The organism is Octadecabacter antarcticus 307 (assembly GCF_000155675.2).
Taxonomy (GTDB): Bacteria; Pseudomonadota; Alphaproteobacteria; order Rhodobacterales; family Rhodobacteraceae; genus Octadecabacter; species Octadecabacter antarcticus.
Genome location: NC_020911.1, coordinates 182,891 through 196,472, shown reverse-complemented (window position 1 = coordinate 196,472; position 13,582 = coordinate 182,891). Strand labels below are relative to the sequence as shown.

Below are 13,582 nucleotides of genomic sequence, written 5' to 3'. Positions count from 1 at the left end.
CATCATGCAATTTTGATTATCAGCCACACCAACAGCGCCATCACCAGCAAGGCAACCGTCGCCACACGACCTGACATGGCAGCATCCGATGCGGGTTTCTTTTGGGGCGCATCCGAAAGGGTCCCTTTGGCGCTTTCATCTGGCAGTGGTTCGAACGTGATGGTCGCGCCGGGTTCGCGCAGCGTTGCGACATGGTTCATCACATCGCTTGTCAGCCGGATTTCGACCGGGCGGTTCACAAACCCAGAAGAGCGGATCAGGACAAGCAGGAACGGCATTTGGTCCATCGCTTCAAGTGACGGCAACTGCGCCGCAATATCGTCTTTGTTCGCGTCATAGGCGCGACGCAGAAAGTCGACCAAACTCATATCGTCGATGGCATGGTTCCAGATCTGCTGAACGTCCGCCTCTGCGAGTTGATCCACACCGAGGGCAGCGCATATTTGATCGAGACGCAATGTCTCGCCCGTCTTCAAGAAGGTAGAGCTGATGGCAAATATCCGCAAGACGCCATGTTCGTTGGCGCTGATTTTCGAGCTGTCGATCATGTAGTGCCCCTTGCTGAATTGATGGCGTTTATCAATGCCGTTGCATCTGCGGCGTACGACAATGTCAGGGTCCTGCCCGCCCCTTTGCGGCGCAGTTTGACGAAGCCCAATGTCATCGTAGCCTCGCTGACCGTGTCCCACGCAGCGCTTTCTCCGCCTTGCACCAGCACGCGTTGGTTCGTGACCCACGCACGGTGCCGGCCCAGCGTAAAGCGTTCTTGAAATAGCAGGAAACAGGTCACAAACAGTGGCGCGATGGGCCAATAGGTGTCGGGAAAGACGACAGCAAAGGCGATTGTCGGCAGCAACGTCACCGCGATAAGAAGCAGTGCCACCCGTCTGAAGGCGCGCAGGCTTGGCACGTGATCGAGCAGGATCACTTCATCATCGTTCAGCGGTGGCGCATCCGTCACGCCATGCCCCCGTTGTCCAGTTCGGCGGCTTTCGCCCCACGTGCTGCCCGCAGATTTCGTGCCAAAAGATCCATCGCGGCCATACGTACGGCGACACCCATTTCGACCTGTTCTTGGATGACACTGCGGTTGATATCGTCGGCGATTGATCCGTCAATTTCAACGCCACGGTTCATCGGGCCAGGGTGCATGACAATGGCGTCGGGTTTCGCGTGGCTCAGCTTTTCGGCGTCCAGCCCGTAGCGGTGAAAGTATTCGCGTTCTGACGGGATGAACCCGCCATCCATACGTTCTTTTTGAAGGCGTAGCATCATGACCACATCCACATCTTTCAGGCCTTCGCGCATGTCGTGGAACACTTCGACACCAAATTCTTCAACCCCAGACGGCAACAAAGTCGGAGGGCCGACCAGCCGTACCCGATTTTCCATCTTGCCAAGCAACATGATGTTGGATCGCGCCACGCGGCTGTGCGCCACATCGCCGCAGATCGCAATCGACAGACGGTGCAAACGGCCTTTGGCACGGCGGATCGTCAACGCATCCAGCAAAGCCTGAGTTGGGTGTTCATGGCGCCCGTCACCCGCATTTAGAACCGCGCAATTCACTTTCTGGGCCAGCAAATCAACCGCGCCGGAATGAGGATGTCGCACGACCAACAAATCAGGGCGCATTGCGTTCAGCGTCAGCGCCGTATCAATGAGCGTTTCACCCTTTTTGATCGAACTCGCCTGCATCGCCATATTCATCACATCCGCGCCAAGTCGCTTACCAGCGATCTCAAAACTCGCCTGAGTGCGGGTCGAGTTTTCGAAGAACATGTTGATTTGGGTCAAACCTTCAAGCACATCACGATGCGCGCGACCTTTGCGGTTATCTTCGGCGTATTGGTCTGCCAAATCCAACAACGTGGTAATTTCAGTTGGATGAAGGTGTTCAATGCCAAGCAAGTGCGATGCGCGAAATGTCATGGGACCTCCGGTTTGACTGGGTCGATTTTCTGAGCCGCTTATATGGGGGGTATTGCGCAGCAGCAAGATCAGCGCGTGATCTCAGCATTTCAGCACGGTAGAGTGTCATATGGAATCGGGTATGGAATATTGGACGGCCAAAGCGCTGCTCGACTGGCAGGTCGAAATGGGCGTGGATGAGGCGATTGGCGATGACCCCGTCGACCGCTACGCGTTGCAAGACGTCAAGCCAGCGCCCAAAGCCGCCCAAGCCCCATCTACACTGCCGTCTGCACCACCCGCCGTTGCCACCGCTGCGCCCGAAATCAACCAGATCAGCGCCGCAAATAACGCGGCGAATGCAGCCCAAGACCTTGCCGGATTGCGCGCAGCGATGGGCGCGTTTGAAGGATGCGCATTGAAGGCCGCGGCGCGCAATTTAGTTTTTTCTGGCGGCACTGCAGGCGCGCCCGTGATGATCATCGCCGACGCTCCCGACCGCGATGATGACCGCGCCGGAGAATTGTTCGCAGGGCGTACGGGTGCATTGCTGGACAAAATGCTTGCGGCCATCGGGTTGGGACGCAGCGGCGATGCACCAATTTACGCAGCCCCCGTTCTGCCATGGAACCCGCCCCAAAATCGCGATCCAAATGCTGACGAAATGGCGATGATGTTGCCGTTTTTACAACGTCATATTACGCTCGCTGCGCCAAAGGTATTGATTTTGATGGGCAATGGCCCCTGCCAAGCGTTGCTTAACAAAAGTGGCATGACCCGTCTGCATGGTGGCTGGACTGATGTTCAGATCGGGTCTGCATCCCTGCCCGCGATCCCCATGTTTGCGCCATCCTATCTTTTGACCAAACCATCGGCAAAACGCGATGCCTGGAGTGATCTTTTGTCCCTGAAGGCCCACCTGAAAGACCTATCATGACCCTTGACGAAAGCCGCACATTTATCCCCATTCGCATCGCAATCCTCAGCATTAGCGATACGCGTAGCATCGACGATGACCGATCTGGCCAAACACTGGTGGATCGCCTAACGGACGCGGGTCACACCCTTGCGGATCGCAAAATGTTGCGCGACGAACGCAACCAAATTGCTGACCAGTTGCGGGCATGGTGCGCGGATCGCGACATCGATGTGATCCTGACGACAGGTGGAACCGGACTTACGGGGCGCGATGTCACCATCGAAGCCCACCGCGATGTCTATGAAAAAGAGATTGATGCCTTCGGCACTGTGTTCACCATGGTCTCAATGCAAAAAATCGGCACCAGCGCCGTGCAATCGCGTGCCACAGGCGGTGTGGCCAATGGCACCTACCTGTTTGCCCTGCCCGGCAGCACAGGCGCGTGCAAAGATGCATGGGATGAAATTTTGGTTAAACAGCTCGATTATCGGCACCGTCCTTGCAACTTTGTCGAAATTTTACCGCGCTTGGATGAACATCAGCGACGGAAATAGCAATCTGGACCGTACAACACTGCGTATCCTTCAGTGAAAGGTTGTTCCAAGACCTGCGCTAAATCAATGTGGACCGCTTACAAAGGCATAGCCCGTGAAATTTCTAAGACGCAGCCTGATCGGGATTTTCCTACTGACGCTGACGCTGGCGTTGTTTGCGTGGGCCGGAAATACCGTGCGCCTTGCAGTGCAAGATCGCATGAACGCTGAACCACGCAGTTTCCCACAAAGCGAACGGGTATTGTCGGTAAATGTCGTGACCGTGACGCCCGAAACAATCGCACCAGAACTAGTGATTTTTGGCGAACTCATCAGCACCAACACGTTTGATTTGCGGGCCCTGTCCAGCGGCACCGTGTTGGAAATATCGCCGAATTTTGTTGATGGCGGGCGTGTGGAAAACGGCGAGCTCATCGTTAAGATTGACCCGCGCGACGCCCAATCGTCCCGTGACAGGACCGCTGCTGACCTGCGCGATGCACAATTTGAGGTCCGCAACGCAGAGCGTGCATTGATTATTGAACGTGACGAACTCGCGGCGGCGACACAGCAGGCGGACTTGCGACAACAGGCCCTAACCCGTCAGAACGACCTTGTGACGCGCGGTGTCGGAACGGCTGCCGCTGTTGAAACCGCACAACTGGCACTGTCTGGGGCCAACCAAGCGGTCCTGTCACGCCGCCAAGCGCAGGCGCAGGCGCAGGCCCGTCTGAATCAGGCCGCGACGGGCCTTGATCGGGCACGCCTGAACCTTGCAGACGCAGACCGCGCCGTAGAGGACACCGAAATCCGCGCGCCGTTTTCGGGAACGTTGGCGCAGGTCAACATTTCCCAAGGTGTGCGTGTCACCGCAAATGAACAGCTTGGGGAATTGATCGAAAAAGACAATCTCGAAGTCTCTTTTCGCCTGTCCACAGTCCAATATGCGCGGCTCACTGGCGTTGACGGGACACTTGGCGATGCAGCCGTCACTGTTACGCTTGAGGCGCAGGACCTGACGCTGACTGCCTCCGGCCAGATCACGCGCGAAAGCGCCAATGTCGGTGAAGGCCAGACTGGCCGTTTGCTGTTTGCGCGTCTGGATACCGCGCCTGGCCTACGACCGGGTGATTTCGTGACTGTCACTGTGATAGAACCTGAATTGCGCGGCGTCGCTATGGTGCCATCAACCGCAATCGGATCAGGTAGCAGCGCGCTATTGCTCGCCGAAGGCAACCGCCTTGAGGAAGTCGCAGTTGTGGTGCTACGCCGCCAAGGGGATGACGTTATTATTCGTGCGCCTGTATTATATGGCCAGCAAATTGTCGCAGAACGTTCACCGCTTTTGGGCGCGGGTATCGCGGTGCAACCTATTGACCCAAACGCCGAAGCTGTCGTGCCAGACCCACCAGAAATGATCACGCTTGATGATGATCGCCGTGCGCGATTGATCGCGTTTGTCGAAGGGTCGCGGATGCCGCCACCCGTGCAAGCCCGCGTCATCGGCCAATTGGAACAAGACGAAGTTCCTGCAGATGTCGTCGACGACCTAGAAGCACGGATGGGAACATGACTTCATGACCAACGGTATCCTGTCCTATTTTACCCGTCACCGCACCGCCGCCAACTTATTGATGGTGGTATTGCTGGCGGGCGGTTTCGTATCCTACCCCAAAATGCGGGCGCAGTTTTTTCCCGATGTGATTATCGACATCGTGACCGTGTCGGTGCAGTGGTCCGGCGCAGGCGCACAAGATGTGGACGATGCCATCGTGCAAGTTCTGCAACCCGCGCTTCTGAGTGTCGAAGGTGTCACAAACACAGTCTCGACATCGTCTGAAGGCAGCGCACGGGTCCGCTTGGAATTCTCCCCCGGGTGGGACATGGCAAAGGCGACCGAGGATGTGCAGCTCGCGGTGGATGCGACGTCCAACCTGCCAGAAGACGCCGAAGACCCGACTGTGCGGCGCGGGCAATGGTCGGATCGCGTTACCGATGTGGTCATCACTGGACCCGTAGCACCGGAACAACTCGGCCGGTTTTCCGATGAATTCACCGTGCGGCTGTTCGCGCAGGGCGTCACACGCACGACCATTCGCGGTGTTGCGGCACCGTCTACGATTATCGAAGTCCCATCGCTCGCGTTGATTCGCAACGACATAACAATGGCCAATATTTCGGCAGCAATCGCACAAGAGGTGAACGCAGATCCCGCCGGCGATGTGACTGGATCTGCCCGCGTTCGAACCGGCGTTGAAAAACGCACTGCCGATGAGATCGAGGCGATCGTTCTGCGCACAGACGCCAGTGGCGCAACCTTGACGATTGGCGACGTTGCGCGGGTGTTCGTTGAGGGCGTCGACCGCGAGCGTGCGTATTTTGTGGGCGACAATCCTGCCATCACCATTCGCGTTGACCGCGCCGCGACGGGGGACGCCATCAAGGTGCAGCAAACCGTTGAACAAGTCGCGCAAAGCTACGCGGCGACCCTGCCCGCCGGGTCCAGCATTGATCTGATCCGTGCGCGCGCCGAATTGATCACGGGGCGCCTGAATATTCTGTATCAAAATGCACTACTTGGCCTCGCGATGGTCGTCGCGTTGTTGTTCATGTTCCTGAATGCACGCACCGCGTTCTGGGTTGCGGCGGGTATTCCCGTGGCGATGTGTGGTGCAATTGCGCTGATGTATGCGGCGGGACTAACGATCAACATGATATCGCTGTTTGCGCTGATTATTACGTTGGGAATTGTGGTGGACGACGCCATTGTCGTCGGTGAACACGCTGATTACCGCCACAGACACTTGGGCGAAAGCCCTGCCGTTGCTGCTGAAAATGCCGCCAAAAAGATGTTCAGCCCTGTGTTTTCCGCGACTCTCACGACGATCATTGCCTTCTTTGCGCTGGTGGTTGTTGGCGGGCGGTTTGGCGACTTGATCGCAGATATTCCATTTACGGTGATCGTCGTTCTCATCGCGTCATTGATCGAATGTTTCTTCATTTTGCCACACCACATGTACAAATCGCTGTCTGCCAGTGGCGGTGACAAATGGTATGATGCACCGTCGCGTTTTGTGAACCGCGGGTTCGATTGGGCCAAAGAACACGGGTTTCGCCCGTTCATGGCGGGCGTCATCTGGGCACGCTATCCGGTCATGGCATTTGCGATTGTATTGCTCGCCGTGCAATCGGCATCGTTCATTCGCGGGGACGTGCAATGGCGGTTTTTCAATGCCCCCGAACAGGGCAGCGTGACCGGCAATTTTGCGATGCTTCCGGGTGCGACCCGTGAAGACACGCTTGAGATGATGCAGTCCTTGCAAGAGGTCACGCAGATCGTCGGTGCGGAATATAAAGAACGTTATGGCGTCAGCCCGCTCGATTATGTGATCGCTGAAATTGGTGGCAATTCAGGGCGCGGGATCGCAGGGGCTGACACGAAAGACGCAGATCAACTGGGCGCGATTGCGATTGAACTCATCGATGCGGACAGCCGCCCCTATTCCAGCTTTGCCTTCGTTGCCGAACTACAAGAACGCATAATCCGGCACCCGATGGTCGAAACCGTCAGCTTCCGCAGCTGGGCCAGTGGACCGGGGGGGGATGACATAGATGTACAGCTTTTTGGCGCGAATTCTGAGATTCTTAAAGCCGCATCCGAGGCGCTAAAGGCAGAACTGGCACAGTTCGGCGAAATTTCAGCGATCGAAGATTCCCTCGCCTATGACAAAGAGGAATTGATTCTTGAGCTTACGCCACAAGGTCAGGCTCTCGGCTTTACGATAGACGGGCTGGGTCGCGTGTTGCGCAACCGTCTTGGCGGGATCGAAGCGGCCACCTACCCGGAAGGCCCGCGCTCTGCGACGATCCGTGTGGAATTACCGGGGGGCGAACTCACGGCCAATTTCCTTGATCGCACCCAAATGCGCGCCGCCTCGGGGGTTTATGTGCCTTTGGCCGACATTGTGACCGTTCAATCGCGCACCGGATTTTCCACCGTCAGCCGCGAGAATGGCGTGCAGCTGATTTCAGTTACCGCCGATCTAACCGACGATGATGCGGACCGTGCGGCAGAAATCCAGACATTGATCCAAGACGACATTCTGCCACGGGTTGAGACCGCTTTTGGTGTCTCGACGTCGTTGTCGGGCCTCAGTGAACAAGAGAATGATTTCCTGAGCGACGCGCGAACCGGATTGATTTTCTGCCTAACGGGCATCTTCCTAACGCTCGCGTGGGTCTTCCAAAGCTGGACGCGCCCCCTTGTGGTCATGGCGATCATCCCCTTTGGGCTTATTGGGACGATTTACGGCCACGCGGCATGGGACGTGCCATTGTCGATGTTTACCGTCGTAGGTTTGCTCGGCATGACGGGCATCATCATCAACGATTCAATCGTGCTGGTAAAAACGATTGATGAATACGCTGAAACCCGCGCCTTGATCCCTGCGATAATTGATGGAGTCAGCGACCGGTTACGCCCTGTCTTGCTGACGACATTGACCACCGTTCTTGGGCTTGCGCCGCTGCTGTACGAAGGGTCGAGCCAGGCGGAATTCCTGAAGCCGACGGTCATCACATTGGTCTATGGTTTGGGCTTTGGCATGGTGCTTGTGCTGTTCATTGTGCCATCGTTGATGGCGATGCAGGGCGATGTCAGTGTGCAGGTCCGATCTGCAAAACGCGGGCTGTCCAGCGGATCGCGCGCCATTGCATTGCCCACCCGATTGGCCGTTCTGGGCACCGCCGGATTGTTTGCAGCCATCGTCGCACCAATCATGACGAGTGGCGCACCATGGTCGCCCTTGGGCAGCCTATTGCCGATGCTTAACACTGGTGTAGCTGCCGCGATTGGGGTTTTCTTGTTGGTGACAATCGTTTGGCTGCTGCTGGTCTATATCGCCACGGCGCTGTCCGTCGCATGGGCACGTAAGACGGCCTAGACGTCCGCCATAATGACTTGATAATATTGAATAATTTTATATTGATGGTATCTAGTCACTAACTGGTCACTAAATTGCGTCGTGCTTCTTTGCATTATATTGTTGAACACTAGGGGCATGTTGCCAAGGTTGCCTCCACCCAGAAAAAATAATTAGGCAGGCACGCACTAAATGACAGTATCAATTTGACAATCTCGCCCCCCCCCCCCCCGGCCTCACACGACGTAGGCGCGGTTGATCTTATAGGCCGCACCAACAAAACGGCGCTATTTCTGACCTTTTGACTGATTAGACAAACGAGTTTTTAGTGGCCCGCTGGGCACTTACTGATGGTAAAGGTGCACCTGAATATATGTGAACGCCTTCTTGATTGTTAGAATTTCCTCTATCACTCGTTTGACTCCGCTCGTTCCACCATATTTTACGTGCAGAAAACCACCTATCTTTGTCAAGTCCAATTCGTCCATGCCATGCAGGATCATGTTCTTGATGGTGATGATATCGGCGAGGAATTTTTTTCCTGCCCGTAAAAGGTCTTGGTCTGGAGGGTGCCGAAGTCGGTCTCGGAAATATCAGGCGTCAGCATTTTCCCGTAGGCTTCGACCAAGAACCCCGCAGAGCCACAGGCCCCGTCATAGAGCGTTTCGCCGATCTAGGGGGCGACAATCTTATAGCATGGCGCGGATCAGTGGACGCGGCGTGTAGTATTCGCCGCCGTTGCGCTCCGCGTTGCTCATGCGTTTGATGCGAGATTCATAGAGGTCAAACAGTTCGAGCTTGGGCTCTTTGGTGTTGAACTCCAGCCCGTCCACGACCTCCAGCACATCGCATAGGAAGTAGCCTTAGCGAAACTTGTTGGTAATCTCGAAAAAGATTTCACCGATCTTGTATTCGATAGTTTCGGGACCGATTGCATTCTAACGGTTTTTCTTGAGGGTAGGGAGCAGTGTGGTGTTATGAAGGTAGTGAGGTCTTCGCCCGTCAGCACGTCCTTGTGGTCGCTTCCATCGTCATTCTTGGCCGACGCCCATGTTTTCTAACGCATCGCCTCTGGCAAAGTCGGGGTGTAATCCTTGCCCTCCAACTCCGCTTCGTCTTAGCTATAGAAGATCATATTTTAGCTGAGCGTCACCAAGCGCAGAAAGTCGTCGCTTGCTGCGCCGACCACCAACAATAGCAGTGTGCATAGGAAGGCTCAACTTTTCCTGTAGTCGTTCCAAGCTCCAAAAACTGTGGCTGTAAACGCCTCGGATGCCTGTCCCAAATATGAGCTGCTAGCAGACGTTATCGTTTTAATATCATCGGGAAAGAACGCGGTGACCTGCTCGAAGAGGCAGACCCATTGCGCATCTGCATCAAGGCCCATGCGCTTCTTTTCTTCGTCAGGTACAAAAATAGCCTTTTTGTCCTTCCAGGAAACTTGTTGCTCGCTGTGCGTGATGGCAAGCGCTATGACGCCAACCTTTTTCTTACAACCGCGAGGCCCGACCTTAGACGCAATCACAATTCCCGGATGGGGGAATTCAGCGGTGTCGTTAAATGGGAAATTAAAACCGTAAACAGACCCTTTTTGAACAGGCGTTAGAGTGGTCTGCTGCTTGGGCTTTGGTTCATCGAACGCTTCTATAGCTGGTCTTCTTGGTGGCAAAAGTTAAGTCTCTAGTTCAAAAAAAGCGATGTCTTCGTCTGGCATGTTCTTCGGGTTCCCAAACCACATGTCATCGCTCTTAAAGGCGCTGAGTCCAGAATAACGTTCTGCGGCTGGCAAGTCGATTTGGCTTGCCGCTTCCTCAACCCCAACAAGGGCCTCTTGGATCAAAACAATCGCTGTTTCCCCATCTGTCTTGGGCGCTATTAAGCTATCATTAGGAAGGCGCTTCCGGTGACTGACAGTTTTGAAAGAAGTGACTGCGGAAGGTGCAGATGTAACGAAGCCCGCGGTTACGGTGTTGCCGGATTTACGTAAGGCCTTCACACTACGCTTACCGTGCAATCGCCCCATGAAGCTCATAGTGGATTTTTTGCTATTTCTGGTCATGATAGATCCTCTATTGAAATCGTACATACGCTGCGCATCATATCGAGTCAATTCTAGGACTGTACGCAGAGTTCCAAGATTTTTCATAAATTCAGCCTTTGACCATCTCGCTTTTCCACTAAAGAAAGCCTCAGAGACAATATTTATTTGCAGGCCGGGACGCTTCCACGACCGTACGTTGCCTGAGCAGCTTCGTTCGTAGGCAACGAGTGCGTTTCTTAATGACCGAGCAGCTGCAATGAGTGGCCGGGTCTGTGACGCTGCAATGCAGCGCGAGCTGATAGGATGAATGTCTCCTATGGGCCGGAGTTGACAGACACATTTCGGCATGAAGTGTGGGAACCAGACTTTCGTTGCGTGTGCAAAAGCCGCCTTTTATTCTAGGCAGAATATATGCATTATAGTACACGCAATTAGATATATCCTAATCCAAAACCCGCTAAAAGAAAAATTCTTGATATGACTTTAGTTTGCCCAGAGTGTTTCGGAGACCCCGATCTGCAACGCAGAATAAAAGAAGTTCGACCAAAATTTCCAAACGAACCTTGCAATTTTCACCTGTCAAAAAAAGGTGTGCCAATCTCTGAAATCGCCAAGATTGTTGACCCAGTATTTAGAAATCAATATACATTTGCAAATAACCACTTTCTTGATGATGAATTTATGGGGGATACCCTATCCGGCACGCTCTATGATTTGACAGAAGCTGATGATGATCGGGTTGTCACGGCTTTGGCGGAGGCACTAATTGCAAGCGACGAATACTGGCCGCCAGATGGCGAAGACGCCTTCTATATTTTTGAACGCAGTTACGTCGAAAATGACAGCGGTTACGAAGAACATAGCCACACTTGGCGTCATTTTCGAAGTGAAATCCTGCATGGGCAACGATTTTTCAATCAAGGTGCATTAGGCAGACTTCGGGAAATCTTTGATGGTCTCCATATTTTGCGTGACGACACAAATAGTCCAGCAATTTATATGTTGGAGCCTGGTGATCAAGCAGTTCAGATTTATCGCGCACGCAAGGCCAATACTATTCGAGAGAGGGAAAGCATTGTCCAAGACCCAGCAAGCCAACTCGGCCCACCTCCTAAAAAGCTAAGGCGTGCGGGTCGCATGAACCCCTCGGGCGTACTGGCGTTCTATGGAGCTTTTGACTTAAGAACATGCGTGGCAGAGTTGCGTCCTGCGGTAGGCGAAACAGTGATCTTGGCCAAATTTGAACTTATACGTCCCATATTGGTGCTCGACACAACAAAATTTACTGGACGCCCAAAAGCAATCAACATCTTTACGCCGACCTATGCGACTAGAATGAGGCTCTGGAAATTCATGACAACGTTCATGAATGAGATCGCACGACCGTGCCTTCCTGATGATGAACACTTGGATTACGTACCTACGCAAGTGGTCTCAGAGTATTTGACGCACCTTCACAAAGTCAAACGCGGTGACAAACAGATGACAATAGACGCAATTATTTATGGCTCAGCTCAAAACGGAAAAGGCAAAAATATAGCAATATTTGGGGACGCGGCTGTTGTTGAAGGTTCCAAATCAAATTTTAACTACATCAATTCCATAGAAAAACCAGCGCTCAAAGTGGTCGAAGGTTCACTGGCTTCTCACGAAGTTTCGGGGGTGAGACACGTGACCTATGAGGTCTACACATCCAATCCAGAACCTGAGGCTCTGAACAAAGACAATAATGATATTTCTTTTTTCTAGCGAAGTTTGGGCGATGCAAAAAGGGATGATAGGGTGAACGACCGCAGTGGGCCGTAAACAGCCCTACACGTATCTCAACGAATGACAGGATGCGTCGAGAATAACAGACTTTGGCACTCATGATTTTTTTGACAATACGGTCCAACAAGTTAACGCCCGATCAATGGCTGCGGTAGCGCCGTACTAATTCAAGCCACTCGTGCCACACCTCTGCCGGGGGGTCATCTTGCTGGATCATGTAGAGGGTCGCGATGAAGCGGCACTGTTCTGTGGGGGACACCACGTTCTGATACATGGCGATAGCTGCGCGGCCAGCTTCGCGAAGAACCTTCCCTGCTAGTTCTGGTGTGAGGTCCGGCAGGTGTGAAAATTTTTTCATGGGCTTTGGTCTTTTGCGCGGTAGGTTATCTGGTTGCTGGCGCTTACTGCCTGCCTGCAATTTGGATGGGGTCCAAGGACGTACAGGCAGGTGCGTCAGGGGCCTCCACGGGCGCTGCTTAGGGGGTGGATTGATGCCTTGGGCCTGCCACTCGCTCACAAGGCGCTGTGCGGCCTCATATCCGTCTCGCTCAAATACCAGCGCTAACGTCCGCCCTGCCTGCCCAGCGCGCCTGTATCGGCCCAGTGAGGCCCATTGCGCCAAGGCATGCGCTTTTGAAGCGCGGCGTGGCAGGTCTTCACGGCAGGTACGCATCCAAGCCCTGTCGTCTTGTCTGTCAATTTGTAAGCGATGCCAACGCCAGCGAAGCCAATCGACGATTGCGGGCAGCAATGCGCGCACGTCAACGTTGCGGCGTTGAGTGGCTTCGATAAACCGCCATTCGTTAGCACCAAAGTCGATTGTTGCCCCTGCCTGTGTGGGGTCGATCTTCCAGCGGTCCAGCAAGGCGTTGCGCGCGCGGCGCGCCTCTGCCCGTGCAAACTCCGCAGGCGTTACCCGCCCCGTGCGCAGACCCTCGATCTGTCGCATGCGAAAGCGACGGGCGGAATGGGGTCCGCCGTGAACGCGGCAACGGGCCTCGCTTTTTGGAGGCAATCTTCGGCAAGGGGTTCCGTCGCGCAGGATCACGCCGCAGTTGCGGGCTAGCGCGCCGCCGCGTTGGTGGTCGCGGCTAGCCTCGAGGAAATTCTCACGCTGGGCGTCAGATTTAAACCCTGGCTGTAGCTGTGGCGGACTAGGCATGTGCGCCCCCAGCCAGATTAGAGAAGCGGGTCGCGCCCGCCATGTCCGTCGTGGCTCCGGCAGGGGCGTTACTTGCGTCGTCCGCAAAACCCGCCACGTCCGCGATATCTGCAAAGGTGGCGGACGTGGCTAGTCTGGCGGACGTAAACCGCGTCCTACGTCCGCCAAATTTGCTCATAAAGTTCTTGGACGCGCATTGGCCGGATGGCTTCTGTAATCCTGTCTGCTCTCTGGTGGAAGAACGCCTTACGCGCCGATTTGCGCCAGTAGGTCCGCCAGTAGGCCGCAAATTCGGCGGGATTCTATATCCGGCAGGAGGGTGGC

At 54.6% G+C, this 13,582-nt stretch carries 14 protein-coding genes; 5 read left to right on the top strand and 9 right to left on the bottom strand.

Annotated elements, in window-relative coordinates; translation table 11 throughout:
• Window positions 1-2: 2 nt before the first annotated feature.
• The 3 genes from OAN307_RS01020 to OAN307_RS01010 are packed head-to-tail and all read right to left on the bottom strand — an operon-like array spanning window position 3 to window position 1,932.
• On the bottom strand, window positions 3-548 hold the full coding sequence (locus tag OAN307_RS01020) for a hypothetical protein (protein ID WP_015498028.1): 546 nt from the start codon (window positions 546-548) through the stop codon (window positions 3-5).
• Entirely contained in the window at window positions 545-961 is a 417-nt protein-coding gene (locus OAN307_RS28700) for a hypothetical protein (RefSeq protein ID WP_015498027.1), read from the bottom strand. Before OAN307_RS28700 ends, OAN307_RS01020 begins: the two co-directional genes overlap by 4 nt.
• Complete coding sequence (locus OAN307_RS01010; RefSeq protein WP_044042985.1) at window positions 958-1,932, bottom strand: aspartate carbamoyltransferase catalytic subunit; 975 nt, start codon at window positions 1,930-1,932, stop codon at window positions 958-960. Before OAN307_RS01010 ends, OAN307_RS28700 begins: the two co-directional genes overlap by 4 nt.
• Before the next feature lie 109 nt (window positions 1,933-2,041).
• Between OAN307_RS01010 and OAN307_RS01005 the strand changes: the two genes are divergently transcribed.
• From OAN307_RS01005 to OAN307_RS00990, 4 genes are all read left to right on the top strand, one after another.
• Entirely contained in the window at window positions 2,042-2,848 is an 807-nt protein-coding gene (locus tag OAN307_RS01005; protein ID WP_015498025.1) for a uracil-DNA glycosylase, read from the top strand.
• Window positions 2,845-3,384, top strand: a complete 540-nt coding sequence (gene moaB, locus OAN307_RS01000; RefSeq protein ID WP_015498024.1) for a molybdenum cofactor biosynthesis protein B — start codon at window positions 2,845-2,847, stop codon at window positions 3,382-3,384. The genes OAN307_RS01005 and moaB overlap by 4 nt, the downstream gene beginning before the upstream one ends.
• Before the next feature lie 94 nt (window positions 3,385-3,478).
• Complete coding sequence (locus OAN307_RS00995; RefSeq protein ID WP_015498023.1) at window positions 3,479-4,936, top strand: efflux RND transporter periplasmic adaptor subunit; 1,458 nt, start codon at window positions 3,479-3,481, stop codon at window positions 4,934-4,936.
• A 4-nt stretch (window positions 4,937-4,940) separates the two neighbouring features.
• Entirely contained in the window at window positions 4,941-8,306 is a 3,366-nt protein-coding gene (locus tag OAN307_RS00990) for an efflux RND transporter permease subunit (protein ID WP_015498022.1), read from the top strand.
• Between the two features lie 478 nt (window positions 8,307-8,784).
• Here the strand turns inward: OAN307_RS00990 and OAN307_RS31060 are convergent, their stop codons facing one another.
• The 4 genes from OAN307_RS31060 to OAN307_RS00975 form a co-directional block, all read right to left on the bottom strand.
• Window positions 8,785-8,892: a hypothetical protein gene (locus OAN307_RS31060; RefSeq protein WP_408634926.1), complete on the bottom strand. Its 108-nt coding sequence runs from the start codon at window positions 8,890-8,892 to the stop codon at window positions 8,785-8,787.
• 82 nt (window positions 8,893-8,974) lie between these two features.
• Entirely contained in the window at window positions 8,975-9,130 is a 156-nt protein-coding gene (locus tag OAN307_RS29340) for a hypothetical protein (RefSeq protein ID WP_217564377.1), read from the bottom strand.
• 371 nt (window positions 9,131-9,501) lie between these two features.
• Window positions 9,502-9,954 (bottom strand): hypothetical protein, encoded by a 453-nt coding sequence (locus tag OAN307_RS00980; RefSeq protein ID WP_015498020.1) that lies wholly within the window; start codon window positions 9,952-9,954, stop codon window positions 9,502-9,504.
• A 3-nt stretch (window positions 9,955-9,957) separates the two neighbouring features.
• Window positions 9,958-10,431 (bottom strand): hypothetical protein, encoded by a 474-nt coding sequence (locus tag OAN307_RS00975; RefSeq protein WP_044042982.1) that lies wholly within the window; start codon window positions 10,429-10,431, stop codon window positions 9,958-9,960.
• A 372-nt stretch (window positions 10,432-10,803) separates the two neighbouring features.
• Here OAN307_RS00975 and OAN307_RS00970 point away from each other — a divergent pair, with 372 nt between their 5' ends.
• Window positions 10,804-12,075, top strand: a complete 1,272-nt coding sequence (locus OAN307_RS00970) for an RES family NAD+ phosphorylase (protein WP_015498018.1) — start codon at window positions 10,804-10,806, stop codon at window positions 12,073-12,075.
• Between the two features lie 160 nt (window positions 12,076-12,235).
• On the opposite strand, the gene OAN307_RS00965 is transcribed toward OAN307_RS00970, so the two are convergent.
• Window positions 12,236-13,258, bottom strand: coding sequence for a hypothetical protein (locus OAN307_RS00965; RefSeq protein WP_015498017.1), 1,023 nt, complete (start codon window positions 13,256-13,258; stop codon window positions 12,236-12,238).
• Entirely contained in the window at window positions 13,251-13,436 is a 186-nt protein-coding gene (locus OAN307_RS27570; protein ID WP_144055474.1) for a hypothetical protein, read from the bottom strand. Before OAN307_RS27570 ends, OAN307_RS00965 begins: the two co-directional genes overlap by 8 nt.
• Window positions 13,437-13,582 lie beyond the last annotated feature (146 nt).

Excerpts from the sequence above, each read along its gene's own strand:
- OAN307_RS01005 (WP_015498025.1), top strand. The coding sequence starts at position 2,042 with ATGGAATCGGGTATGGAATATTGGACGGCCAAAGCGCTGCTCGACTGG.
- OAN307_RS31060 (WP_408634926.1), bottom strand. The coding sequence starts at position 8,892 with ATGCTGACGCCTGATATTTCCGAGACCGACTTCGGCACCCTCCAGACC.
- OAN307_RS00990 (WP_015498022.1), top strand. The coding sequence starts at position 4,941 with ATGACCAACGGTATCCTGTCCTATTTTACCCGTCACCGCACCGCCGCC.
- OAN307_RS01010 (WP_044042985.1), bottom strand. The coding sequence starts at position 1,932 with ATGACATTTCGCGCATCGCACTTGCTTGGCATTGAACACCTTCATCCA.
- OAN307_RS01020 (WP_015498028.1), bottom strand. The coding sequence starts at position 548 with ATGATCGACAGCTCGAAAATCAGCGCCAACGAACATGGCGTCTTGCGG.
- OAN307_RS00970 (WP_015498018.1), top strand. The coding sequence starts at position 10,804 with ATGACTTTAGTTTGCCCAGAGTGTTTCGGAGACCCCGATCTGCAACGC.
- moaB (WP_015498024.1), top strand. The coding sequence starts at position 2,845 with ATGACCCTTGACGAAAGCCGCACATTTATCCCCATTCGCATCGCAATC.
- OAN307_RS27570 (WP_144055474.1), bottom strand. The coding sequence starts at position 13,436 with ATGAGCAAATTTGGCGGACGTAGGACGCGGTTTACGTCCGCCAGACTA.
- OAN307_RS00975 (WP_044042982.1), bottom strand. The coding sequence starts at position 10,431 with ATGAAAAATCTTGGAACTCTGCGTACAGTCCTAGAATTGACTCGATAT.
- OAN307_RS00965 (WP_015498017.1), bottom strand. The coding sequence starts at position 13,258 with ATGCCTAGTCCGCCACAGCTACAGCCAGGGTTTAAATCTGACGCCCAG.